At 53.5% G+C, this 24,461-nt stretch carries 14 protein-coding genes and 2 pseudogenes; 8 read left to right on the top strand and 8 right to left on the bottom strand.

All coding sequences use genetic code 11. From position 1 onward, the window contains the following. The first annotated feature begins 495 nt into the window (after positions 1-495). Entirely contained in the window at positions 496-687 is a 192-nt protein-coding gene (locus tag ACZM8Y_RS06430; protein WP_482330304.1) for a hypothetical protein, read from the top strand. Between the two features lie 57 nt (positions 688-744). Here ACZM8Y_RS06430 and tnpA read toward each other — a convergent pair. The 4 genes and pseudogenes from tnpA to ACZM8Y_RS06410 form a co-directional block, all read right to left on the bottom strand. Continuing rightward, positions 745-1,196 (bottom strand): annotated as a pseudogene (tnpA, locus tag ACZM8Y_RS06425) (IS200/IS605 family transposase). 194 nt (positions 1,197-1,390) lie between these two features. Continuing rightward, on the bottom strand, positions 1,391-2,767 hold the full coding sequence (locus ACZM8Y_RS06420) for an alanine/glycine:cation symporter family protein (RefSeq protein ID WP_308770482.1): 1,377 nt from the start codon (positions 2,765-2,767) through the stop codon (positions 1,391-1,393). A 1,351-nt stretch (positions 2,768-4,118) separates the two neighbouring features. Beyond that, positions 4,119-5,027: a DUF927 domain-containing protein gene (locus ACZM8Y_RS06415; protein ID WP_482330315.1), complete on the bottom strand. Its 909-nt coding sequence runs from the start codon at positions 5,025-5,027 to the stop codon at positions 4,119-4,121. Then, positions 4,978-5,088: pseudogene (locus ACZM8Y_RS06410) on the bottom strand (hypothetical protein); the annotation flags it as partial. The pseudogene ACZM8Y_RS06410 and the gene ACZM8Y_RS06415, both read right to left, overlap by 50 nt. A gap of 161 nt (positions 5,089-5,249) precedes the next feature. Between ACZM8Y_RS06410 and ACZM8Y_RS06405 the strand changes: the two are divergent. Then, the gene (locus ACZM8Y_RS06405; RefSeq protein ID WP_487479866.1) at positions 5,250-5,399 is read left to right on the top strand and encodes a hypothetical protein; all 150 of its coding nucleotides are present in this window, start codon (positions 5,250-5,252) and stop codon (positions 5,397-5,399) included. Positions 5,400-5,440: 41 nt separating this feature from the next. Here the strand turns inward: ACZM8Y_RS06405 and ACZM8Y_RS06400 are convergent, their stop codons facing one another. The 4 genes from ACZM8Y_RS06400 to ACZM8Y_RS06385 all read right to left on the bottom strand — a co-directional run bounded on the left by ACZM8Y_RS06400 (position 5,441) and on the right by ACZM8Y_RS06385 (position 18,287). Next, positions 5,441-5,659, bottom strand: coding sequence for a DUF927 domain-containing protein (locus tag ACZM8Y_RS06400; protein WP_482330316.1), 219 nt, complete (start codon positions 5,657-5,659; stop codon positions 5,441-5,443). After that, positions 5,643-5,930, bottom strand: coding sequence for a DUF927 domain-containing protein (locus ACZM8Y_RS06395; RefSeq protein WP_479858866.1), 288 nt, complete (start codon positions 5,928-5,930; stop codon positions 5,643-5,645). Before ACZM8Y_RS06395 ends, ACZM8Y_RS06400 begins: the two co-directional genes overlap by 17 nt. A 345-nt stretch (positions 5,931-6,275) precedes the next feature. After that, on the bottom strand, positions 6,276-7,394 hold the full coding sequence (locus ACZM8Y_RS06390) for a glycosyltransferase (protein ID WP_479858867.1): 1,119 nt from the start codon (positions 7,392-7,394) through the stop codon (positions 6,276-6,278). Positions 7,395-7,640: 246 nt separating this feature from the next. Next, positions 7,641-18,287 (bottom strand): VCBS domain-containing protein, encoded by a 10,647-nt coding sequence (locus ACZM8Y_RS06385; protein WP_482330305.1) that lies wholly within the window; start codon positions 18,285-18,287, stop codon positions 7,641-7,643. A 112-nt stretch (positions 18,288-18,399) separates the two neighbouring features. Here ACZM8Y_RS06385 and ACZM8Y_RS06380 point away from each other — a divergent pair, with 112 nt between their 5' ends. From ACZM8Y_RS06380 to ACZM8Y_RS06355, 6 genes are all read left to right on the top strand, one after another. Continuing rightward, a complete protein-coding gene (locus tag ACZM8Y_RS06380; protein ID WP_489501674.1) occupies positions 18,400-18,543 on the top strand; it encodes a hypothetical protein in 144 nt (47 codons plus the stop codon). Between the two features lie 619 nt (positions 18,544-19,162). Then, positions 19,163-19,831 (top strand): hypothetical protein, encoded by a 669-nt coding sequence (locus ACZM8Y_RS06375; protein WP_482330306.1) that lies wholly within the window; start codon positions 19,163-19,165, stop codon positions 19,829-19,831. Next, entirely contained in the window at positions 19,821-20,741 is a 921-nt protein-coding gene (locus tag ACZM8Y_RS06370; RefSeq protein ID WP_483971959.1) for an N-acyl-D-amino-acid deacylase family protein, read from the top strand. Before ACZM8Y_RS06375 ends, ACZM8Y_RS06370 begins: the two co-directional genes overlap by 11 nt. Before the next feature lie 81 nt (positions 20,742-20,822). Continuing rightward, positions 20,823-22,346 carry a glutamate synthase-related protein gene (locus ACZM8Y_RS06365; RefSeq protein ID WP_479859205.1) on the top strand — a complete coding sequence of 508 codons (1,524 nt, stop codon included), beginning with the start codon at positions 20,823-20,825 and terminating at the stop codon, positions 22,344-22,346. A 544-nt stretch (positions 22,347-22,890) separates the two neighbouring features. After that, a complete protein-coding gene (locus tag ACZM8Y_RS06360) occupies positions 22,891-23,970 on the top strand; it encodes a COG2958 family protein (protein WP_482330307.1) in 1,080 nt (359 codons plus the stop codon). A 146-nt stretch (positions 23,971-24,116) separates the two neighbouring features. Continuing rightward, positions 24,117-24,425 (top strand): hypothetical protein, encoded by a 309-nt coding sequence (locus tag ACZM8Y_RS06355; protein WP_479859207.1) that lies wholly within the window; start codon positions 24,117-24,119, stop codon positions 24,423-24,425. Positions 24,426-24,461 lie beyond the last annotated feature (36 nt).

The raw sequence follows: 24,461 nt of genomic DNA, 5'->3' as shown, positions 1-24,461 counted from the left end.
CCTGCATACGCCAATAGCTGGACTGTTCTCGGTACTTGAATCCATTCGCTCAAGTTTTGGGGTATATAGTAGGTCTAATTGCCCACCAGTTTTATTCTTTGCGGCCACCTTGGGGCTTTGATCCTAGACGCTCTGTATGTGACATTAAACAAGGCCATTCTTTCGGATACCAGTAGAGGGAAGTTTGTGTAGAACGAGAGCCAATCTATAAAAACAAAAGATAACGCGAATTGACTCCCCAAACGAATTGAAAAGGCTGTGTTATAGAAAATGGCTGTGTTCAATTTTACGGTTGATAATTTTTTCAATGAAAATCAATAGATAAAAGCTCGTTCCACGTCTGGTGATGTGGGCCTCTCTCATTTTTTGTTCATTACATGAAATCCAGTCTTGAAGAATTGTTGCGAGACCTCCAAATAATTTCCAAAGAACTCTTCCTTTCCAGTTGGAATTTTGTATCAGCCACGAACTTAAACACAGCCTAGAAAATGGTTGATGCTTTTTTCCTTGAAGCTCCAAAGGGATAGCCGGCAAAATGCCTTATCCGTGAATCCCGCCAAGGGAAAAACCGGAGAAAAAGGCTGTATTTTTCACCTCACTGTGGAGATGAAACAACCACAAACTTATAACAAAGCCATTGAAAAAGAATCCACAGAGGTAGCCGATGTTTCTCATATGCACCTGTAAGGCTCGTCACCAGCAACACCCTAACAGGCACATAACGATCTGGCATTGACATCTCCGTTATCTGCCGCCCGTAAACGGGCTCCCGGAACAGGGAAGGAAAGCTGTGTATCCAGTTTATCCTCTTCCAGTTTTTTTATGCAATACTTAATCTTCTCTTTATTTTGCCTGCCGTGTCCATGTAATAGCCCCGGCACCTAAATCCGTGATTGCGGTATTTAAACTTCAAATCCCAAAACGCGCGTAGAGCATCAGGCTGCTTTTACCCTTCAGATATCTTATAAATCCCAATACGCTCATCTTGGGCTGTATCTCAAGCCGTATATGGATATAATTCGGGCAGCATTCCGCTTCGACGATTGTTACTCCTTTCCATTCGTAATGCCTGCGCAATATCTCGCCGATCCCACGCTCCTTTTCACCATAGAAAACCTATCTGCAATATTTGAGGATAGCCACCAATAATATTTGCAGTTTCATTTTGTGCGGACTAAACTTTGAACGTCACTCATTGTGACTTCCTTTTGACTTGTTGCCGCTTGCATCTGCCAGACCATAATACTTTGCTAACAAATCAAAATTGTTACTATACGAAAGCTCTATAAGATTTTGGAGACCTCCCACCTAGTTGGGAGGTTTTCTTTCTATACAAAAAGGGGAGCACTCAAAAAGTGTTCCCCCTTTTAGAAAATTGGCAGATGCCTACTTAGCAGACAAATCGCTTATCCTTCTTGGTTTCTTCTCTAACGATCTTAAAGAGGACAGGACTCAAGAGCAACAAGCCCGAAAGGTTGGGGAAAGCCATGAGTGCATTGCAAGTATCAGCAAGCAGCCAAACAACATCGAGAGCTACGAGACCTCCGACCCCTACAGCTATGCAGTAGATAATCCTAAAAGGAACTTGTCCTTTATCACCAAAAAGATAAATGATGCAACGTTCTCCATACACGCACCAGCCAAGGGCCGTCGTGAAGGCGAAGAGAGCCAGACAAATGCTTACTCCGTATTCACCAATGGAAGACAGGGATGAGGCAAAGGCTGTAGCGCTAAGAACCCCTCCATTAAGTCCACTGGACCAGAGAGGGTCTCCTTCTGGAGTCGTGCCAACCAAAATAACAAACCCTGTCATCGAGCAAACGATAATAGTATCGATGAATACATCAAGCATACCGATAGATGCTTGAACCAGTGGGCTTTCAGCGGTAGAGGCGGCATGGGCCATGGGAGCAGTGCCAAGGCCAGCCTCGTTGGAGAAAATACCACGCGCCATCCCCATCTGAATAGCCATCATGATAGTTGCGCCAACAAAACCACCCTGAGCAGCAGTAGGCGTAAAGGCGTCAGTTACAACCCATACAAAAACTTGAGGGACGCGATCTATGTGCATGATGATAATGACCAAGCACATGATAATGTACAACCCTGCCATGAACGGAACCAGTTTGCCAGCGACAGCACCAACACGTTTGACGCCTCCCAAGAGGACCAAAACGCACATGACGACCAAGATTCCGGTCACAAGATACTTATTAAGGCCGAACGAGGAAACAAGGTTGCCGCATATAGCATTGGCTTGAACCATAGCGCCGGTGCCGATACAGGCCAGTGTTCCAAAAACGGCGAACAGCACTCCAAGCCATGCCCACTTTGGACCAAGTCCGTTCTTGATGAAGTACATAGCTCCGCCTACCCAGTTGCCGGCAGGAGTTTTTTCACGAAAATGGACAGAGAGGAGCACTTCAGAAAATTTGGTCATCATTCCAACAAGGGCAGTAACCCACATCCAAAAAAGAGCCCCTGGGCCGCCAATAGCTATAGCTGTAGCCACACCAACAATGTTACCCGTACCAATGTCAGCAGCAATAGCTGTCATCAAAGCATTCCAAGGGGATATTTCACCATGACTGGATTTATCTGAGCGACCTTCCCATAGGCATTTATAAGCTCGGATCCAATTGCGAAATGAATAAAATTTAAGACCTATATTAAGGTATAAGCCTGTGCCAACCAGCATGACTAACATGACAGGTCCCCATACAAAACTATTAATGGGGGTTAGGATATCTTTGATAAGCTGCTCCATGATACCCTCTACATGTTTGAGTGTTCAATCTAAACTGTTTGAACGTTCAATTTAAAATTTCCATCCACCCTGATGCATATATGCGAGCACTCTTTTGATAGATCAAGAGAGCTATTAGATCAACAAAAAATGAGACCGTGATAAACTGGGGAATTTATCACGGTCCATTTTTGGGGGAGACTACAATGGAAGGTAGTCTTTACCTTTATTTATCATCATATCAACAGTATGTCCATACTTGATTCATTGCCGTTTGCATAGTGCTATAAAATTTGATTGATTACTCAATGTATCCTCTTTGGGTGTGAAATTACCTGTAGCACCTATTTGTTAACTACAAGAATATATTTATATATTTCATCAGAAATAGTATGCCCTAGTTTATAAGCCCAAGAATTATTAACTGAGATAGGAGTTAATAGAAAAGGGAAGGTAGCTGGTTGAGCAAAAGGCATGGCACAACGGTCCTACCGAGTCGCTATGCACTATCAATTCTTCAGTTTGCAGAATGTATTTTCAATGGCTGTTATAGAAAATGGTTGATGCTTTTTCCCTTGAAGTTCCAAAGGGATAACCGAAAAAATGCCTGAGCCGTGGCTCCCGCCAAGGGGAAAACTGAAAAAAAAGGCTGTATTTTCACCGCACTGTGGAGATGAAACAGCCAGAAACTATAACAGAGCCTTTTCAATAAGATGCCGACGGTTATATCGCATCTTATCAAAAGAAATTGCTTCATTTCTGTTTTTCAAGAGGGATGTAGACCATCATGTCTTCAGCTTTCAAAGATTTTCTACAACCACTCAACATTATATGATAAATTCTGTAAACTCAATCTGCAAAGATGATCGTGCGTACGGTGCGTTGTACAGAATGCATTGAATACATGATAAAATATTTATTCCAATCTATAGTAAATCCAAAGAGCTATCGTTTCACTCAAAAAATAGATTTTTCTTTTTTCAAAAAGAAATCTGTTGAACTTTTCAGCATATAATATGCCTGATACCTCTCAATTGATCACAAATGAATCGTTTACCAATGATAATAATACCAATAAATTTATTCTTATTTTTCCTATATCTAATTATATTACTAAAAAACAGCAAATAAAGAAAGTAAATACATATTAACGTAATACAAATAAGATAAAGGTATAGATTATCATAATTATCCATATATGTAGAAACGATCAAAATGACAAGACGCAATTGTGTTTATAAGTCTTGTGATGCCAGATAGAAGAGTCACAAATGATATTTGTTCCGTATATCCTTATTCTCATTAAAAAAAGAAAATATTCTTGAATTGACCAAAAACAAGGTTGTAAATCTATTAAACAAAAGACTGAACTTTACCCCCAACTCATCAAAACATCTCTTAAAACGGCTCTCAGGACGATAAAAATAGATTCCGGGGAGGAGGCAAGCCTGCCAGCCGTAACCAGCTCTCCCTCATTCGCAACAAGGCTTAGGAACAAAGGAAAAATCCAGAAGAGCTTGCAGAAACGAGTCTCCGCATGTTTCTGGAAAAAGGTCTTGATCCGGTCCAGAGTGTTTTCGATCTCCATATCCCCGATTCCTCCGCGCTCCTTGATCCAAGCGAAAAAACTAAACTGGGCCGTACGCGAGGCCGTTTTCTCCGGCCACGGAAGGACACCAAAGTCGATGGCTTTTTCTCTTGTGGCAGCTATCAGTCCTAATCGCTGGCACGCACGTTTGACTTGCCCCGAAGCAGCTTCCGGGCACACGGCCTGAACAAATTCGGTACTCATCTGCTTCACATCAGGGACATGCTTCTCAAGCCCATCGACAAGACATCCGAGGAATCTCCGAAGTGCCGTTCCATAAAACCGTCCGACAGCTCCAACCAACTGCTGGCTGAAACTGTTCCTACTCAATCCACTGGGAATATAGGTAAAAATTTCTTGTCCAGTACCTCTGCCCGCCGGGATGTCCAGCACTTGGACGGCCTGTCCGGACATAGCTTGCCCTCGTCCGTTTTCCGTGCTCTTGTCCGCAAGCGTCAGCTCTTCCGTGGACATGAAGGACAACCGCCACTCCTGTATGGCCTTGGCATTGCCTTTCTTGTTGGCGCGAGCCTTCCCTTGACCGTTTGCCAGCATGTAGGCAACCTCGCTCACGACACGCGAAGAAGCCTGCCCGATTTCATCAAGGCAGAGGAGGTTGTCACAGTGTGTTGCAGCAGTACCATCAAGGGTGTTGTCGGTAGCCCGCCATTGACGGATATAGCCTACCTCCACCGCCACAGACAGAACCTGTCACCTTGGGGGCAGTCGTTTTGCCGCAGGAAGAAGGCCGCTCAAAAAGGAGGCCACCACCTTCAAGTCCACAGGGTTCGAGAAGCGGTCCTGTAACAGCAAGGCTGTGTTAAAGTTTCCGGCTGATACAGCAATCAGAGGTCGTTCATCTGCCCTGTTCAGCGGAACATTCTCTGCCGTGGAAACGGCCGCACTTCCAGCGCGGTGAAAGGCTCCCTCCGGCAACGGCTGACGGCGCTTCGTCTCGCACACGGCTTCGCCGCTCTCGACCGCGCTTCGCGAGACATTTCGCCGCTCCTCGCCCCCTCCATGCCGCATTGCCATGCGGCGGGGGACGTCCTCAAAGCTCGCTGACGCTCGCGCCTCCGACGGTTAAACGAGCATACTTCTCTTTATCAACCGTAAACTTGAACAGAGCCAAAAGCAAAAGATATCGCCAGCTCCAACAGCGGATTGCAGAGGCATGGTTCCGCCACATTTTTCTGCCAGTCTTCAAGAATTCCGGCAGCCTCAAAACGACCTGCCAATCGCGGAGATTCAGGAACGAACAACTTTCCTTCAGCCCTGCCGCAGGCTATGTCCCTGAGAACGTATACATCACCAATCCATCCGATTTTTTTTGACTATCCTTGCAAACATCTGTGGAGTCGAATCGTTCAGAAAACGGTTGAAAAGCCTCCGAGCCACTTTATCCGGTGAAATCTGAAATCCCTGTTCCAACAGCGTTTGCCGCAAGCTGTCTCCGCTCCCCTCCAACTCTGCCATACTGAGGATGAGTTGGCGAAGGACGCCATTGGCATCATGGAATCTTACAAGACGTCCCCATAAACCGTTCAGGGGATCTCTCGTCTGGGACGGCTTCAATTGGAACGAATAACTCCCCACCCTAGATTACATTATGCGTGGATGTGAAAAGCAATCCCGTCCAAGACGGCAAGGGTCAAGATTTCCTACTCCGGCCCAAAACCCTTGAAACGGTTTCCTCCAGCGTCGCATGTGCAAAAGGCGCGTTCGGGGATCAAACAGCCGATGGCGCTCCTTTCTCCCGCAGCCCCGGACACCGAGGATGGAAATCTTGCCCCTTTCTTTCGACCGCTTCGCCACAGGGCGAACGCAGCAAGAACATCGACTCAGGGGGTACCGGCCTGCTGGCGTATAGGGAATAAAAACGGGCCGGCTGCCCCATTGAAGCACAACCGGCCTGTTTCCTTGTTTTTCCGGGAATGGTTTCTACATGGAAGCGGCCCGCCCTCTCCAGCGTGCGTAGTGCCCAAGCAGGCACTCCCTGTTTCTTTTCAGCGTATGCCTGAGGTCATGTCCGTCCATCATATCTTTCCGTGCGGCTTTCCTGACGCCGGCAAGACAAGCCCTCCGTTCCAGCAATGCCGCAATGCGGTTCACCGTGGCTTCCGCGGAACGAAAATCACACAGAAAACCGTTCTCCCCCTCCCGGACAAATTCACGCACCGCCTCCGTATCCGAAGCCAGCACCAGACAGCCGCAGCTCATGCTTTCCAGCAACGCCAAGGAAACGAACGAGGCGGCGGAATGAATATAAAGGGAAGAGGCCCTCAGCACATCCCGATATGCTTCCGCCGAAGAAAAGCCACACAGAAGAACACGCTCGGCGTACTTTCCCAGTTTCCCGGCAAGCTGCTCACGTAAGGCGGGAAGCTGCGCCCGCCCAACGAAAGGGGCAAGGACCGCCGCCCGGCAGGTTGAGCGTTTGGCAAGCAATCCCGACAGGATATCAAATAGCGGAAAGGCTCCCGGCGACGCCAGTTCCTGCCCGGAAAAGGCCACCAGCTCCCCAAACGCCTCTCGACCGGAACCGGGGGAAAAGAAATCCGTATCCACACATCGAGGCAGGACAACCATGTCTTTGGCCAGCCACTCCGGGAACTGATCCCGCTGGTATCGCGTTGAAGTGACGGCAAGATCGCAGTCGGCGAGGCTGTTGAGATGCAGCACGTTGCGTATCCGCCTGCGTGCAGGAGCGGCCTTTTGGACACCCTCCAGCCCATCATCCCGCCTTGAGAAGGTTTCGGCATGCACCACACAAAAGCTCTCTAGGAATATGTCTCGGAGGAAAAGGCTGTTCCCCATAGCCGCCGTCGTGCAGATCATATCCGGCACGAATCCCGTCTTCCGCAGTTTCCAGAGTTCTCCCGCCGTCATATGGCCACGCAGGTACGCCCTGTGAAAATCGCGCCCGGCCTCCTGCAAGGGCGGCAATGGCCCCTGACTGCCTCCAGCCTTCGGCATGCGCAGGTTCAAACGAAGCACGCCGGGGACGGACAGATCCCTTCTGCCGTATTCCGAGGCGAACCAAACGGTTGTATCCGGCATGGCCGCAAAATCCGCAGCCAGATGACCAAATGGTCCCGGAAAGGCATAATGCACAAACAAGACTTGCATGGCTGAACCCAACGCTCCGCACAGGCTGAAAGGTGATTGCGCCGAGAGGGACGGGGGATCGGAACAGGCCAAAACGTATTCCTTCCTTAAGGGGCATCCGACAACCCGCCCTCGTCTCCATTCCCCGAAAAGTCCCAAAGGCGGGAGCCTGCCCGCCTTTGGGAATCCCGGTTTCAATCACATGCCGTGGTTATTCGCCGCGCTTGCCTCCGCAAGCTGCTGCACAAGGCTTACATCGTCCGCAGGCAAGGATTCGCTGAACCCCACAATGCCGGCGACTTCGCTCGTCAGCTCATCAACATCGGGAACTCCGGGCATACCGTTTTGCGTTCCTTCCAGCGCCTTGTCCACCTTGATCTCCGTGAGGCTCGGATCGAAATCATCTTGCCCACTGTTCGGCGTAGTTCCATCGGCATCTTCCGCCAGAAGCGAATCCAGAGTTCCATCGGACTCCTCAAGCACGTCCTCCAGATTCAGCCCGTCTGCCTGTCCGCCATAATGTCCGCCGTTCCCAGCGGCATCGGAGAGGAAGACATCCGAAGCCTCCACTCCAAAGATGCCGACGTCGCCGCCATCCCCCAAAAGGAACGCCGAATCGGAATATTCCATCTCCGGTTCCCTTTCCCAAGGCGTCTTGGCCGCATTTCTGGAAACCAGCGAATCGTTTTCGGCGGCACTGGCCGCAAGGCTCTTGTCTTCAGCCCAGATCTCCTCGGCGGCACTCCCAAGTTCATCCCGTTCCATGAAGAGCTTATAAAGGGCATCTTCACCGCCGTCAGGGAGGGATGACGGTTCATGGGCGTCCCCTTCTTCGGAAGCAGGCGCGGGCAGGGGCATTTCTTGCCCGGCAAGAACGAACCCGTTCGTCCCTGAGCCGGAAACGCCATCCCCATCCTCTGGGAGGGATGCCACGATGCTGGGGATGCCGTCATACATCAGGTTCTGCATTGCAGGCTGCGCAAAAGCGGCGCCGTCCAGAGGCAGGTTCCCAAGGTGGGACAACGGCACGTTGATGGTGAAAGCGTTCTCGGCACCGTATTGATCCTTAAAGGTGATGGTAAAGCTATCCGCCGTGTCTTCACCCGGATCTTTCTCAAGCGTATAGGTATACCCCCATGTCCCATCCTGTTTTTCCGTGATTGCCACGGATCCGTACGTTCCTGCGGCTGACTCAGGAACCTCGACCGGATGGCCATCGGGAGCGGTAACGGTAAAGGAACCGCTCATGGTATGCGTTTGAGCATCATGGCGTATTGCCGGGTCAACATCGGCCTCAGGGGTATTGTTGGTTCCCTTGAAGCCCAACCGGACAGCCGCAGTGCCGCTTTCCCCTGCGCGATCCTCAACCTTGAACGCAATATCCAGCGTGCCCCGCTTTCCGTCCGGCACGCTATCCGTCAAATTGGCATCGGGAACGAACAGATAGCCATAGGCGTTTGTTCCCGTCTCCTGAAGGGTAATGGTTCCGACGCCGGGGTTCTCGCATGCGTTGCCTGCCACGGCATACGGTTTCCCGCCGTACTCAAGGGACAGCACTACGCTATCCTGAACGCCCGCATCGGAGAAGCTGACAGCCCCAGAGGTCTTGTCGGCGCCGACGGCGGCAGCAACATCGGACGCATCGTTTTCATTGGCAACAACGAACGAATGTTGCGTCTCTCCAGAATCCGTCAACGACGAACCGTTATTGTCCGCCACGCTCACAGAGAACGTGATCTCTTCCGATCCGCCTTTGGGCAGGGAGTTCGCATAATCCGCATCAGGGGTGAACGTATAGGACAATACATCCTCGTCGCCGTCTCCCTTGGTGAATTGCAAAGCAAGCGTTCCCACAAGAACGCCTTTCGCGTTGTAAACGGAAACGGGCTTGCCCGGCACCTTGGCGGTATCCACGCTCAGCGGAGTTTCTCCGCCCTCTGCGTACAGGCCGTCGAAAGTCACCGTATGCGTATCGGCCTTGTCCGCATCCGAAAACGTGAGCGTGCCCGTGACATCATCCACGACATCCCCCACGATTTGCGGTGCATCGTTCGCATTGGAAACCGTGAAGCCGCCTTCTCCGGCAACGAGAGTTCCCTGATTGGAATCGGAAACTGTGACCGTAAATTCCAACGAGGTATCGCCCACGGGCAGTCCGTTCAGATCGGAAGCGGGCGTGAATTCATACTCAATCCGGTTCCCCTGATTCTTGTCTCCCGGAGTATAGGAGACTTCAAGGGTACCGACCGACACGCCGTCCTTGTAGACTTCAAATTTCTGCGAGGTGCCGTCACTCAGAGCAACGGCAAGATCATTGCCTTGCGCATCCTTAAGGCCGTTGAAGGTTACCGTGTGCGTATCCAGAATATCCTTATCCGAGAAGACAATGGTTCCTTCATAGTCGCCTCTAGAAACGTCTGTTCCCTCACCGCTCTCAGGGACATCATTTTTATTCTCGATGGTGAACGTCTGATCCGGCTTGGTATCGGACTTCATATCCGTTCCCGCCACGTTCCTATCCGTCACCGTCACACCAAACGAAATGTTTGAGCTGCCGACGGGCAGCGAATTCACATAATCCGCATCAGGGGTGAACGTGTAGGACAATACATCCTTGTCACCTTCCCCCTTGGTGAATTGCAAAGCAAGCGTTCCCACAAGAACGCCTTCCGCGTTGTAAACGGAAACGGAATCCTCCGGCATATTGGCGGTATCCACGCTCAGCGGAGTTTTCTTGTCATCTGCGTATAGGTCGTCGAAAGTCACCGTATGCGTATCGCTCGTATCCACATCCGAAAATTCGAGCCTGCCTGTGCTCGTGCCGTCAGCATTGGTGATGGTATTGGAATTGATGACGGGCCCATCATTCGTTCCGTCAATGGTGACGGATATGTCCGCTTCTATCTTATTGCCCGTGCTGTCGGAAATAACGACCTTAAAGGAGTCCTCCTCATGTTCGCCCTGAGCCAGAGCCTTCATTTCCTCCGAAGGCTCATAGCGATACGCGCCCGTGGACGAATCAAGGAACAGGGTTCCATGCTTTCCTTCGATGCGCTGCCAGACCTTGCCGTCTTCCGTAACCGGCTGGGAGCCCTCGGCCGTATACGTCAGAGGATCCGATCCGTTGCCGTCAATGCCCTTATCCCAGCCCTCGGCCTTAATCTGGCCCACAACTCTCTCGGCCGTATCATCCACCGAAACGGAAAGGCTGCCCTCATCAGTCACTTCCGGCGTGCTGTCCGTACCCTTGATATGCACCGCCAGTTCCTTTTCCACCGATCCCTTGCCGTCAGTCACGACTACGGTAACGGAATCCTTAACGATATCCGTAGGCCTCAGGTTCTTGACCGCATCGGCTTCATTGTTCAGCGTAAAGGTATAGTCTCCCGTCTTGGTGTTGATTTTGAACGTGCCGTAGGCCGTTTCCACGACGCTCCAGACAACGCCGTCTACCGTTTCTTCCGTTTTTCCGCCGTCAAAGGAATATCTCAGGTCATCCTGATCATTTTTATCCACATCCGAGGCTGTGGCCTTGCCGGACACATCTTCGTCACCTTCCTTGATGTCCAACACAGGCTTATCCAACTCCAGCACAGGCAAATCGTTGGTGCCGTTTATGGTGACGGTGATCTTTTGCGAGGTCACGCCGCCATCCTTGTCCTTGACGTAGATGGTAAAAATCTCGGTCAGCGGCTCATCGTCCTCTCCCAGTTCCTGCACGGCCTGTAACTGATTGTTGAGCTTGTACGTATAGGAACCGTCGGCAGTCACATAGAGGGAGCCGTATTTCCCTGCGGCGATGCCCCCCGCCGTTTCGGCGCCTTCATTATCTTCGTGGGCGCCAGCGGTGACGGTATAGGTAAGCCCTGTGGGGTTTCCGCCCTCATCCACCCTGTCGTCCTTCACTTTCAGCATTCCAATGTCGGAGAATATCGTATCTTCCTTGACGGTAAGATTCTCGAATTTCTCTATTTTCGGTTCTTCATTGGTTCCCGTGATGGTGATGGAAATATCCGTGGACGCCGTGGCATTCTCCAGCGGCGAACCATCATCCTTTTTCGAGCCGTCATCCACGGTGATGGTGAGCTTCAGCTCCTCGTTTTCTCCAGCCAGCAGTTTTTCTGCCGCCTGCTTGCTGGCCTTGAACGAATACGTGCCATCCTGCTTCAGCGTGAACGTGCCCCAGTCGACGCCGTCCTTGTTGACCGTATAGGAGCCGTCTCCCTCAGGCTTAAGCACAAGGCCGGAGTCCTCAGCCGCGGAAACGGTGTATTGAAGATTCCCAGTCCCCCCTTCCGCGTTGCCGACATCACTAGCATCCGGGTCGGACGTGGTAAGGGTACCCTCGACGGCATCAGTCGCCGTATCCTCCAACCTGAGGTTCTCCGCCCCTTCAATCACGGGACGGTCGTTGATGCCGGAGACCACCACCGTTATCTTAACCGGATCTTGACTCCCGGTCTGCACATAGAAGGTCAATGTTTCCGTATCGCCCTCATCCAGAGACTGCACGGCATCGCTGCCGTTGTTCAGGACAAAACGGTATCCCCACTCTCCTGCTTTGTTTTTCTCCAGAACCAGAGCGCCGTAATCCGTATTGACTATATGGGTTTTGCCGTCGCCAGGTTGCGGCTCTCTAGTCCCCCCATTATCCACAAGCCAGATATCGTCAGGCTCAAGTTTGACGGTGTTTCCATCCTCATCCCGAAGCTTGAAAAACTTACTCTCTACGGCAGGCGGCGGGGTGTTGTCGATTGGTTTTCCAGTCTCATCTACAGCGTCGTTTCCATTCTCATCCTTCTTGAAATACTCGCGGTTGTCTTCCGTTACCTCCACCGGGGCATTTGGCTCTTTAAGAGTCAAATCTCCCTGACCATTCCCACCCTCTTTGTGGGTCACATCAAAAACGATGGTTTCTTCATGCGTAGCGCCATAAGGGTCGGAAACGATGATCGTAAACGAATCCTGACCGCCATCGGTTCCTGCAAGCTGCTGATAGGCGTCAAGGGCAGGGTCTACCGTATAACTGTACTCGCCGGTTTCGGAATTGATGACCAAGTAACCGTATTGCCCCTTGATGGTCTGAAGGCCGACCTGAGCCTCAGTCGTCCCATCCGCGTCATCCACATAGTAACGCAGGTCATTGGCATCGTTGTCGTAATCGGAACCGGAGGCTTTGCCTCTGACAGGATCCCACCCCCCAACGCTCATGTGCCATGTTGTACCTTCCCCCGTTACCTCAGCGCCGCCTTTACCTTCCAGCGTCAGTTCATACGGCGCGTCATTTTCCCCCTTGATAGTGACGACTATCTCACTGGAAACCGACTCATCATTGGACGTTCCCGAAACTGTAAATGTTTCCTCTACAGAATCTGTTTCATTACGATCCCTGAGCGCCTCTTTTCCTTTATTTGACAATGTATACGTATAGGAAAGAGAACCATCATCTCCTTTGGTCAGGGTTAATGTTCCGTACTCACCTTCGATTTTCCACGGCCCGTTTCCAGTAAGCGGAAGCTCATTATTGCCGAATGTGATGGACGTAAACTCTTTGACGCCAGCATCGACGTCAGAAATGACAAGCTTGTCGCTTCCTTCAACAGCGCCCGCAGCATGTTCATAGGTCGTCACGGACCCCTTGTTGATGGAGGCCGTATCTTCCTTACCAGTAATCGTGAAGGTCAGTTCCTTTTCTTCAGAAACCGCATGGTATTCGTCTCTGACGACCACGGTAAAGGAAACATCCACCGAGTCACCCTTATCAAGCTCCTGAACAGCGTCGTTATTGACTACGAATCTATAAACCCCGGTCTTCTCGTCCAGAGTCAGATAGCCGTACTTGTTGGAGGCATCGGATCCGACATAGCTGTAGCTGACGTTTCCGTCCTTATCCGTATCCGTAACCCTGATCAGGTATTGGAGCGAATCAGCAGGGCTGTCCACATCCGATGCGGAAATCGTACCGCTCACGGACTGGATCTCGCCATCTTCCTCAAGGCCACTAATCGTGTAACCTTTATTATCTTCGTCGGGGGTCAGCGTAATTCCGTCGGGGGTACCTTCACTCAGCTTGATGTCCCTCACGACAGGCGCGTCATTGGTTCCCACCACGGCGATTTTCAGAGGCTGGTCAGCGCCCAAGCTCTCAGGGTTGCCCTTTTCCCCAGCATGGATAGTAAACTCATCATACTCAATCTGACCCTGCTTGAGCGCGTCGGTCGCCTCGCTACCATTGTTCAGTTGATAAAAATACTGTCCCGTCGCACTGTTCAGATAAAGCGTTCCGTATATTCCCGTTACGATGCTGACCGTGGCATCAGAACCCCACTCCTCCCCCGAAAATGCTTTGTTGATTGCCTCCTGAATATTGGTGGGGTCATCCAAATCTCCAAACGTTTTCTGAACAACGCCTTCTCCAGTGACGGAATATTCGATAGGAAGTGATTCGTCAGGATCGGCACCTTCGAAATCCTCACCAACCTTGTCAAATTCCTCAGCTTCCAACTTGCCCGATGCGGTCGGCTTTCCAGGCTTATCCGTGTTTTGCTTACCATCCTTTTCCGGCGCTATGACCCCAGCTTCCTCCACCACATGGATGGCGGCGTTTCCTCTGAAAACGGTAGGCGTATCCTCACCCGTGATCGTGATGGTGATCTCCTGCACGTCATACGCGCCCTTATCGTCACGCACGACCACATAAAAATGCAGCTCTTGATCCTGCCCTTCCCGAAGCCCTATGACTTTGTTGCTGGTTTTATCCAGATAGAAGGTATATTCGCCCGTCTCCGGGTTGATTTCGAGTTTTCCCCATCCGTCTGCGGAAATGGATGGCTTCATATCAACGGACTCGCCGTCCTGAAGATTCTCATAGTCTTCTTTTGTAATCAGCCCAAAGGTATGGCTATCTCCCTTGCCGTCCGCATCCGTGCTATCCTTGTCCGCATCCTCGAACTCAACTCTGCCGGTAACCTTGTCCTCACTTTCCAAGATGGACTTATCGAGGGGGTTTTCCTCACCATTCGTGATCGTCGGCTTGTCGTTGCTGGCGTGGATGGTAAATTCCTGTTGAACTGAGTTCGTGCTTGTGGAACCGTGCTGATCCTTCGACTTGAAATCGACCGTAAACGAGAAGCTGCTGCCTTCCTCATAGCCTTTCAGAGGCGCTTCGTTCGTCAATTTGAACGAATAGGAGCCGGTCTCAGGATCCAATATCAGTTTGCCGATTTCCTCTCCATTGAGAGAAACGGTGACCGTACTTTCATCATCACCAACCGCGCATGAGATGCCGTTTCCATTATTACCCTTCGCCCCGCTGATGAAGAAGCTGGTCTCATCTCCCGCGTCAGGATCGGAAGCCGTAAGGCTGCCCGTGATTTCCATCTTTGAAGAATAATCTTGATTTTCTGCCGGGTTGAGCAGCGTATCCGGCTCTGTGGTGATGGGCTTGTCACCGTTATCCTCATCACGCCCCACGCCGGAAACATATATATCGTCGTCAGCTTGCTCTTTGACAGAAATCGAGGGCCGGTCATTGGTGCCTTCGATGTTGATGGTCGCGGTATGCGTTCCCTCGGAAAGGACACCATGATTGTCTTTTACCTTAAGCGGGATTTGGATACTCAAATCCATGCCCTGCGGAATGTTTTGCAGGCCATCCTCACCCTGATTGGGCGTGAACGTGTAGGAAAGATCCCCATCCTCACCGTTCTGTTCCAGCGTTAGCGTACCCAAGGTTATGGGGTTTCCTCCGTTGATTCCGGGAATGGTGGCTGTGACGGTATATTCTCCAGCACTTCCAGTTTCCGTTATCGAATAGGTAGAGCCTGTAAGGGCATCTGCAAAGTCGCCAGAAACAGGGCCAGAAACCATAAGCCCAGCATCCTTCGGCAGATGATCGCCGCCAATGACGAGGCTGTGCGTGTCATTGGCATCCACCTTATCGAATTGGACAGATTGGGTGTATTCCTCCTCCGAAGAGACCTTCTCATCAGGTTTATGAGCAGGATCTTTGCTGCCCCAGACGCCTGCTTCGACAACATTCATCTCCGACGACCCGTCAACAAGAATCGGCAGATCGTTGGTGCCCTTTATGGTAACGGTGATCTCTTTTTCATCCCATGCGCCCCGATCATCCGTAACGCGCACGGTAAAGGTTTCGGTCACTGTATCGCCCTCGCTGAGGGCTTTCAGCTTCTCCGAATCCATATTCAAATCATAACAGTAGTTTCCGTATTCATCGATGGTCAATGTGCCATAATCCGTGGAAATTGCTTTTCCACCATCAACATTAATATCAACATCAACCTTAGCGCCAGACTCATCCTCCAGAGACGATTTTCCCCCGGTCAACGAAAACTCAAGGCCGTGATTGTCATCCGTTGTAGTCTCCTGCCCGCCGCCGTTTTCCTCATCGGCATCCGTGGCATAAACGCTGCCGGTAAGCGAAACGACGCCCGCTTCTCCGCCCTCCCTTCCGTCCCTGCTTGCTTCATGCAGGGACGTATCGCTACCAACTTCTTTGCCCGCTTCATCCCAATAGGCCCGATCTTCACGAAGAAACAGCTCAGGGCGGTCATTGGTGCCCGTAATGTTGACGGTCAGGGTCTTGCTGTCCCATGAACCATGCTCATCCTTGACATAGATGACAAAGCTGTCTGTTACCTTCTCGCTCTCATTCAGCGCATTGACTTTCCCGGCACGCGGATCATCATTCTCAATGCCCTCATTTCCCTTTTCAGCCAGAACATAGCGGTAAGAGCCATCCGCCGAAAGGATAAGGGTTCCGTACTCGCCTTCTATGCGCACCTCGCCTGACGGATTTTCCTCAGTCTCTTCCGCGAATCGTGCATCATCGGACAGCTTACCGGCATCTGTTCCCGCAACCGCGCCATAGACCAGTCCGTCCTCATCCCCCCTGTCTACATCCGAGCCTTCAGCCTTGCCTCTATCGGTATCGATATCCTTTCCTGTGAATTCAGAAATTTCCTGTTCGTCAGTACCATTTTCATAAGGTTTTCCAGCAGTATCCTTGCCCACGCCGGACTCAACCACGTCCAGTGTTGTTTCTGTAATGGAGAGTTTGGGCCGATCATTGGTTCCCTCAATCGTAATGGCGAGATTAAACGGATTTTCGGAAAGGCCGCCCGCCGAGTCTTGTACGGTGACGCCGATGTTGAAGGAAAGCCTGTCGCCCTGCTCAAGGGCGTTCATGGCCTCCGACCTTTGTCGGGGCTCGAATGAATACACTCCCGTTTCCGGGTTCAGGGTAAAGGTTCCGTAATCCGTCTGAAATGAAGTGACGAAACTCGCCGTGCTCCCGTCAGGAAGCGTGATCGTTTCCGTCTCCCTTACGGTGCAAAGAATGGATTGCGTCTCCGAAGGCTCGCCATTCCTTTTCAACGTCCCTTCAAGGGTGAACGTACTCCCCGCTTCGCCTTTCCCTTTCAGCGCATCCGAATAGAAGGTGTGCGTTTCCCCCCTGTCCTCGTCTTTAACCTGAATCTGCCCGCTCACTTCAGAAGAGCCGTCAAGAGTTTCATTAGGATCGGGATGTCCGCCCCTATCCGCATCCCCCCATACGCCGGTTTCCCTTATCGTCAGCGATCCCCCGGCAGGGTCAGGCACGGGAAGCCCGTTGACGCCGGTAATGGTGACGGTAATGGTTTGTTCCGAAGACGCGCCATGTTCATCGACAACGGTTATCGTGAATTCTTCAATATGCGTTTCACCCTCGCCCAACCCCTGAACGGCCTCGGAATCGTTGTCGAGCTTATACGTCCATGTGCCGTCAGGATCGACCGTCAGGGTGCCGTATTCCGTTTCAAAAACGGCAGGGGTGCTGCCTTCGGCGGTTTTGTGGCCCGTCTGCGCCAATTCCCCGTTGTCAGCGGCAATAAGGAACGTCTGGTTCGTCCCGGCGTCGGCATCCACATCCGTTACGGTGAACTTCCCTCCACTTTCGTACGTTCCGGCATCCTCCGTGAAACTGGCCTCCTTGCCTTCAAGCTCCAGTTCAGGGCGATCATTTGTTCCCTTGATGGTGACGGTGATCTTGGTATCCGTCCAAGCGCCGTGCTCATCCTCCACGCGGACAGTGAACGTCTCCGTGACGAACGTGCCGCAGGCAAGGCTCTGCGTGTCTGTGGAGTCATTATTAAGCGTATAGGTATAGGTGCCGTCAGGATTCAGCGCCATGACGCCATACTTGGTGGGGATGCTGGATACGGAAGCACCGGATCCGTCAACAAGATGAAAAGTGATATTGTCGTTATTGGGATCATCGCCGGTCAGGGTGCCGGATATGGATGGAATTCCGGGGTTCTCTTTATTGCCGCCGTGGAATACGCCCGCTTCCTCGACTGCAAGGCTGCCGGGCTCGTTTAACGCCGGTTCAAAATTGGGGACATCGTTTCCGCGCAGCCCTCCCCAAGCCTCCCGTTCGGGAGAAAAGGCACGGCTGCTGCTGAGATCCAGCCCGTCAAGACGATCCAGCCCGTCAATCAGTTCGGTATTGGCATATTCATGGAAGCGTCCGCCTTCAGCCGTCGACGCCGCCGGGCCAGCCGCAGGCATGAGTTCATCAAGGTTCAGGGCCGCAAAAAAATCCGCCCCGGCTATCTGCGCCCCATCCAGAATGAAGTCGGGCACGCTCTCTCTGGTGTAGGCCGTGTAGAAATCCTGAATGACGATGCTGGAACCGTCTTCAAAAGAGAACACGAGATCGTCGCCGCTCCGCTCAAGCAGTGCGTCTCCTGTCATAAAGTTGAGCTGAATGCGGGCATTTTCGACGCTCTGAACGACAGACCGGGTTCCGGCCTCAGGTTTTGCAAGAATAATATCTGCCATGATGCACGTTCCTTGTGGCTAGTATCTGAAAAAAAGAAAAACGCCCTCTTTCCAAAACGGAAAAAGGACGTCAGACACCGTCGATGACAGCGATGGGAGCAAAAATTACGGCATGGCTAAAGAGTCTGCCTTCAGGCAGCCCAGAGAGAGAGAGAGAGAGAGAGAGAGAGAGAGAGAGAGAGAGAGAGAGAGAGCATTGCACGAACTCCTGCCGAAACACGTAGGCATCCAAAATAACTTTGGATACTGGTCATGAAAAACAGTCACATCCCGACTGTTCGGCACCCCTTCATGATGGCAGGAGATGCTTTGCTTGTTGTGTTGATACCGATTCCTGATATATGTGTCAATAGCCTTTATCGGGCGCCCCCGGAACGCAATCAAGGCACAGAAATATTTTGCCTACGCCATGCTGTCCTTATTTCATCCAGATTTTCGACAAACGAATCCCGCATAAAAAAGGCTCTGTTATCGTTTGCGGTTGTTTCATCTCCACAGTGCGATGAAAATACAGCCTTTTTCTCCGGTTTTCCCCCTGGGGGGAGCCACGGCCAAGGCATTTTTCCGGTTATCCCTTTGGATCTTCAAGGAAAAAAGCATCAGCCATTTTCTAGGACACAGCCTATATCATCCCCGTGTTTTCCAACGGCGGAAGGGGCGCCCGGTTCCCCGCTCTGTTTTTTCGAGCTGCTCGATCAGGCGCAAGCCAGCAGCGTTACGCCGGACGCCGTGGCGCGCCCCTGTACGGTATTCCGCTGGCCCTTGGGAAAATGTAAGGGTGGGGCAACAAGGCCGAATTCAATCCCGACGGCTCCATCCGCGCCCTGCCCACTCTGCGCGCCGCATCGTGCTCGGCTGACAAAGGAGAAGCGTTCATGCTGGATCTGCTCTTGAGCAACGCCCGCATCGTGGACGGGACGGGCAACCCCTGGCGCAAAGGCTGCGTCGGCGTGCGCGACGGGCGCATCGTGGCCGTGGGTTCGGCCCACGACATGCCCGAAGCCCGAACGGTGCTCGACATCGGAAGCAACATCCTGTGCCCCGGCTTCATCGACAGCCACAGCCATTCGGATTTGAGGATAATGGACGAGCCGTTGGCCTTGCCCAAAATCATGCAAGGGATTACCACAGAAAACGTAGGGCTCGACAGCATGTCGGTGGCCCCCATCAGCGACAAGAACAAGGAGCCGTGGAGTACGGGCATTTCCGGGCTCGACGGCGTAGCCCAGAAACCGTGGGGCTGGAACGGGTTCGCCTCCTATCTCAATGCGCTCGACGCCGCGAAACCGAGCGTCAACCTGAGCTCCTATGTGGGGCTCGGCACCGTGCGCCTCGACGTCATGGGCATGGAGGACAGGCCGCCCACCGCCGAAGAACTGCGCCTTATGGAAGAAAGCGTGGCCCGGTGCATGGAGGAAGGCGCGCGGCATTTCGGCGGGGCTCATCTACACGCCCAACAAATACCAGTCCACGGAAGAACTCGTCGCGCTCGCCAAAGTCGCGGCCCGCTACGACGGCATCCTCGACGTGCATATGCGCAATGAGGCCGACCACATGGCCGAGGCGTTGGAAGAGGTCATCCACATCGGGCGCGAAACCGGCATCCGTATTCTGGTGACGCATTTCAAGCTGCGGGGGCGCAGGAACTGGGGGAACGCCCGCAGGCATCTCGACACCATCGACCGGGCCCGCGGGGAAGGCATCGACATCGGCATCGCCCAGTATCCGTATACGGCCAACAGCACGTTCATGCACGTCGTCGTTCCGCCGTGGTACCACAGCCGGGGAACGGACGGCCTGCTCAAAGCCTTGGCGGAGGAACGCGAACAGGTCAAAAAGGACATGCTCACCACCGAAGGCTGGGAAAATTTCTCGCAGGTCATGGGCTGGGAGAACATCTACGTCTCCTCGGTCGCCAGCGAAAAGAACCTCTGGTGCGAAGGCAAAAGCGCCGTGGCCCTTGGCGAGGCCCTCGGCAAGTCGCCCGAGGACGCGGTGCTGGATCTGCTGATCGAGGAAAACCTTGCCGTGGGCCTGCTTGGGCACGGCATGTGCGAAGAGGATGTGATGGAAGGCATGAAGCACCCGACCATGTGTCTGATCACCGACGGCCTGCTGAGCGGCGGCAAGCCGCATCCGCGCACCTATGCGGCCTTCCCCCGGTTCATCGCCCGTTACGTGCGGGAAAAGCGCCTGCTCACCCTTGAGGAGGCCGTGCGCAAGATGGCCTCCAGCACGGCGCTCAAACTCCGCATGAAACGCAAGGGCTTCATCATGCCCGGCATGGATGCGGACATGGTGGTGTTCGGCGAAGACCGCATCCGCGATGTGAATACGTTTGAAAATCCGCGCGTCTACCCGGAAGGCATCGATTACGTGCTCGTCAACGGCGAGATCGCCGTCGATCACGGCGTCCATACGGGCGCACGTCCCGGCAAGACCATACGCGACTGACCATGCCACCGACGGCGCGGCCGTTCCCCATCGCGGGGGGCGGGCCGCGCCGTTTTTTCGTCCTTCAAGGAGGAAGCTTCCATGTCGTACAGCCCCACGCTCGGTTCCGTGTTCAACCGCACGAAAATGCGCGATCCGTCCCATGTCTGTTCTTTTTCCGGCATGTGCGCCATGTGCACCGCCGACTGCATCGGCAGTTGCGAGATCGGCCTGTCCGCCGTCCGGGGCATGGAGACCGTATATCCCACCACCACGGGGGAAAACCAGATCGCCTCGGAAAAGGTCTATCCCGTCGATTATTCCCATTTCAACATCAACGGCAGAGCGTTCGGGGCAATGGGGGCTCCGCTGGACGCCGATCGCGCCACCATCTACCATGTGGGGCTCGAACGGGAGATCGGCACCCTCAACCCCGTGAAGCTGGCGCTGCCGATCATCCTCCCCGCGCTCATCAAGCTCAACTGGCCCGACTACTTCGGCGGCGCGGCCATGGCTGGCGTCAACGCGGTCATCGGCGAAGGGGCCGTGAGCAAGGACCCGACGCTCGCCTACGAAAACGGCAAGGTCGTCCATGCCCCGAAACTCCGGGAAATGCTGGACGCCTTCAACAAGTATGACCGGGGATACGGGCAGATCATCCTTCAGGCCAACTATGACGACGACGCGCAGGGCGTGCCGGAATACGCCATCCGGGAATGCGGGGCCAAGGCCATCGAATTCAAATTCGGGCAGTCCGCCAAGGGCACGCAGCCCGCGAACCTTGTGCCGACGCTCGAAGAGGCGCTGAAAAAATGCGGACAGGGTTTCCTTGTCCTGCCCGATCCGCGGGATCCCGGCGTACAGGAAGCCTATGGCCGCAGGGCGTGCCCCGCCTTCCACGTCTACGGCCGTCTGCCGATCTGGAGCGACGACTATCTAATCGGCCGCATCGCGCAACTCCGCGACATGGGCATGACCAACGTGTATTTCAAGATGGCGGGCTTCGATCCGGAGGATCTGGAGCATGTCCTCCGGCTGGCTTCCAAGGCGCAAGTGGATATGGTCACCTTCGACGGCGCGGGCGGCGGCTCCGGCTACAGCCCCTGCAAGATGATGAACGAATGGTGCCTCCCCACGGTCGTCATGGAAAGCATCCTTTACGGCATCCTCGACAAGCTGGCCAAGGAAGGCATGGAACTCCCGCATGTGGCGATCACGGGCGGCTTTGCGACCGAGGATCAGGTGTACAAGGCGCTGGCCCTCGGCGCGCCCTACGTCTCCGCCGTGGGCCTGTGCCGATCCAGCATGGCGGCGGCCATGAGCGCCAAAAAGATCGGGGAGCTCATTGAAGCGGGCAAAGTCCCCCCGGAACTCGCCCGTTTCGGCACGACGAAGGAAGAGCTGTTCAGCGATCTTCCCGAACTGCGGGGGCTCTACGGCAGCGCGGCGGACGGATTCTCCGCCGGGGCCGTCGGGGTATATTCCTACCTGAACCGCATCGCCTACGGGCTACGCCACTTCGCCGCCCTGAACAGGAAATTCGACGTGAAGCACATCGGGCGGCGCGACGTCTTCCCGCTCACCCGTGACGCCAAGGAACTGCTTGACGGGACGTGGCTGCGGTAGCCTCCCCTTCCATCCCCTTTTCCGTGCAGGCGGCATCGGCTCTTTCCCCGGTGCCGCCTGCCATTTTTTTGATGCCGTCCACATGAAGCGAAACAAGGGGCCGCCGTGCGCCTTGCCCATCCAACGCGGATAACGATTCGACGATACCGAACAAAAGATACTTCTCCGCAAGATGCGCAAAAGTATTGCCGAAGCGTCCAAGTTCCGGCACATTTTACCTGACGCCGTTTTGGGCGGCAGGGAGGGGCCCATGGATCACGGGCGTGGCATGTTGGTGAAACCTACGTACATAAGCGATTTGAATGGGTTGCGCTTTATCGGGCAATATAGGGTTCTGGAAACTTTCGTACACAAGCGGTTTAAATACTCCGTGGGAACAGGTGCTGCACCGTGCTTCCCGGCATACCTTCCCGAAATGACACACCACTGACGCCCATTGCGTTTCAAATGTGGAATCACCCTATTCCCTTCGCCGGCAGCTTATCCTCCCATATCCGTGAGCGGTTAACGTACGGCGAACCAACCTGAAACAGCGGAAAGCCCCGTGCAATGCGGGGCTTTCGTTTTACCCGGCGGCGGAAGCCGTCCCAATCCCCAGCAGGCCCCCAACGGCCCGCACAAGCTGGACATGGCCTTTCCCCCCGCCTACAATGGGGCTTCGACTGAACAGGGGGTGGACATGGCGCTTTCCCAATCGCAAAAGATCATTGCCTTTCTCGAAAAACATCGGGGCGAGAGCTTTACGGCCCGGCAGATTGCCGAAACCATCGTACAACAATACGCTTCCGACTATGCCAAAAAACGCAGCAATCCCCGTTTTGCGGATGACAAGGCATTCCTTTCGCAAATCATTGCGGAAATCGGATCACAGAAGGATACGCTCAAAAGGCTCCGCCCCACACTCGTATGGCAGGACAGGCCCAAGCCCCGCCGCTACTGCATTCCATTGGAAGAAACGCAGGGGGCGCCGGATACGGCCCAAGGCGAAACAAACGAACGCGATGAGGATGCCTGCTCCTGTGAGGAACGGGCCCTGCTGGAACAGGAGCTTTACCCGCTTCTCATCAGCTATCTCTGGTCGGAGCTGCACCTCTACCCTATGCGCATCCGGGAAGGCCGCTCCCGCAATACGCGGGGAAACGGCGGCAACCAATGGCTCCACCCCGACATCGTGGCGATGGAGCCGGTGGACAAGGCATGGGGGAAACACGTCAAAGCCTGCGGCCACGCCAGCGGCAGCACCTGCGTCCGGCTCTGGTCGTTTGAAGTCAAAAAGACGCTCACCGTCGCCAATATCAGGAAATGCTTCTTTCAGGCCGTCAGCAACTCGTCGTGGGCGCACGAGGGGTATCTCGTCGCCACGGCCATCGCCGACGACCGGGTGGAACAGGAGCTCAGGATGCTTTCAGCCCTGCACGGCATCGGGGTCATCCTGCTCGATCCCGAAAACCCGTCGGAAAGCGAAATCCTGCTCCCAGCACAGAAAAAACCGGATGCCGACTGGCAGTCCATCGATCGCCTCGCCAAAGAAAACGGAGACTTCCACGAGTTCATCGAGCTTGTTTCCGTCTACTTCCAAACCGGGACGCTGCGGGAAAAGGATTGGGACAACAAGATGGCCTGACGAACGCCCTGTTTGAGCGGAGGCTGCCGAACGGCGTTTTGGATCCGCCGGGTTCCCTCCGCAAAAGAAAAGGCTGTGCCATAGAAAACGGTTGATGCTTCATGCCTTGAAATTCCAAAGGAATAACCAATAAAATGCCCCGGAGCATGGAATCCATCAGCGTAACAATTAGAAAACAATCTGTATTTTCACTCTATTGTAGAGACAAAACAACCACATCCTGCGACAGAGCCAAAGGAAAAGGCGGGCAAGATGCCGTATTCGTTCAGCCGCAGCAGACCAACAGTCTTGTACCGTCGGCGCTGGCTTGCCGGTTTTGCTCTGCCCATCCGGTGAAAGGCAACATACCCGGCAAACAGCTGAACCGGCATTCGAGCAAGCCCTTGGGCTGGGTAAAAGGCAACATACCTGCAAACAGCTTCCAGCCGGAGCCTTCCGCCCGCGTTACCGTATGAAAGGCAACGTGCCCGGCAGACGGCCATACCTTACAA

This window comes from Bilophila sp. (assembly GCF_057864385.1).
This window is presented reverse-complemented; position numbering and strand designations above follow the sequence as displayed.

Excerpts from the sequence above, each read along its gene's own strand:
- ACZM8Y_RS06390 (WP_479858867.1), bottom strand. The coding sequence starts at position 7,394 with ATGCCGGATACAACCGTTTGGTTCGCCTCGGAATACGGCAGAAGGGAT.
- ACZM8Y_RS06355 (WP_479859207.1), top strand. The coding sequence starts at position 24,117 with ATGGAATCCATCAGCGTAACAATTAGAAAACAATCTGTATTTTCACTC.
- ACZM8Y_RS06365 (WP_479859205.1), top strand. The coding sequence starts at position 20,823 with ATGTCGTACAGCCCCACGCTCGGTTCCGTGTTCAACCGCACGAAAATG.
- ACZM8Y_RS06370 (WP_483971959.1), top strand. The coding sequence starts at position 19,821 with ATGCGCAATGAGGCCGACCACATGGCCGAGGCGTTGGAAGAGGTCATC.
- ACZM8Y_RS06385 (WP_482330305.1), bottom strand. The coding sequence starts at position 18,287 with ATGGCAGATATTATTCTTGCAAAACCTGAGGCCGGAACCCGGTCTGTC.
- ACZM8Y_RS06380 (WP_489501674.1), top strand. The coding sequence starts at position 18,400 with ATGGCTAAAGAGTCTGCCTTCAGGCAGCCCAGAGAGAGAGAGAGAGAG.
- ACZM8Y_RS06430 (WP_482330304.1), top strand. The coding sequence starts at position 496 with ATGCTTTTTTCCTTGAAGCTCCAAAGGGATAGCCGGCAAAATGCCTTA.
- ACZM8Y_RS06375 (WP_482330306.1), top strand. The coding sequence starts at position 19,163 with ATGCTGGATCTGCTCTTGAGCAACGCCCGCATCGTGGACGGGACGGGC.
- ACZM8Y_RS06420 (WP_308770482.1), bottom strand. The coding sequence starts at position 2,767 with ATGGAGCAGCTTATCAAAGATATCCTAACCCCCATTAATAGTTTTGTA.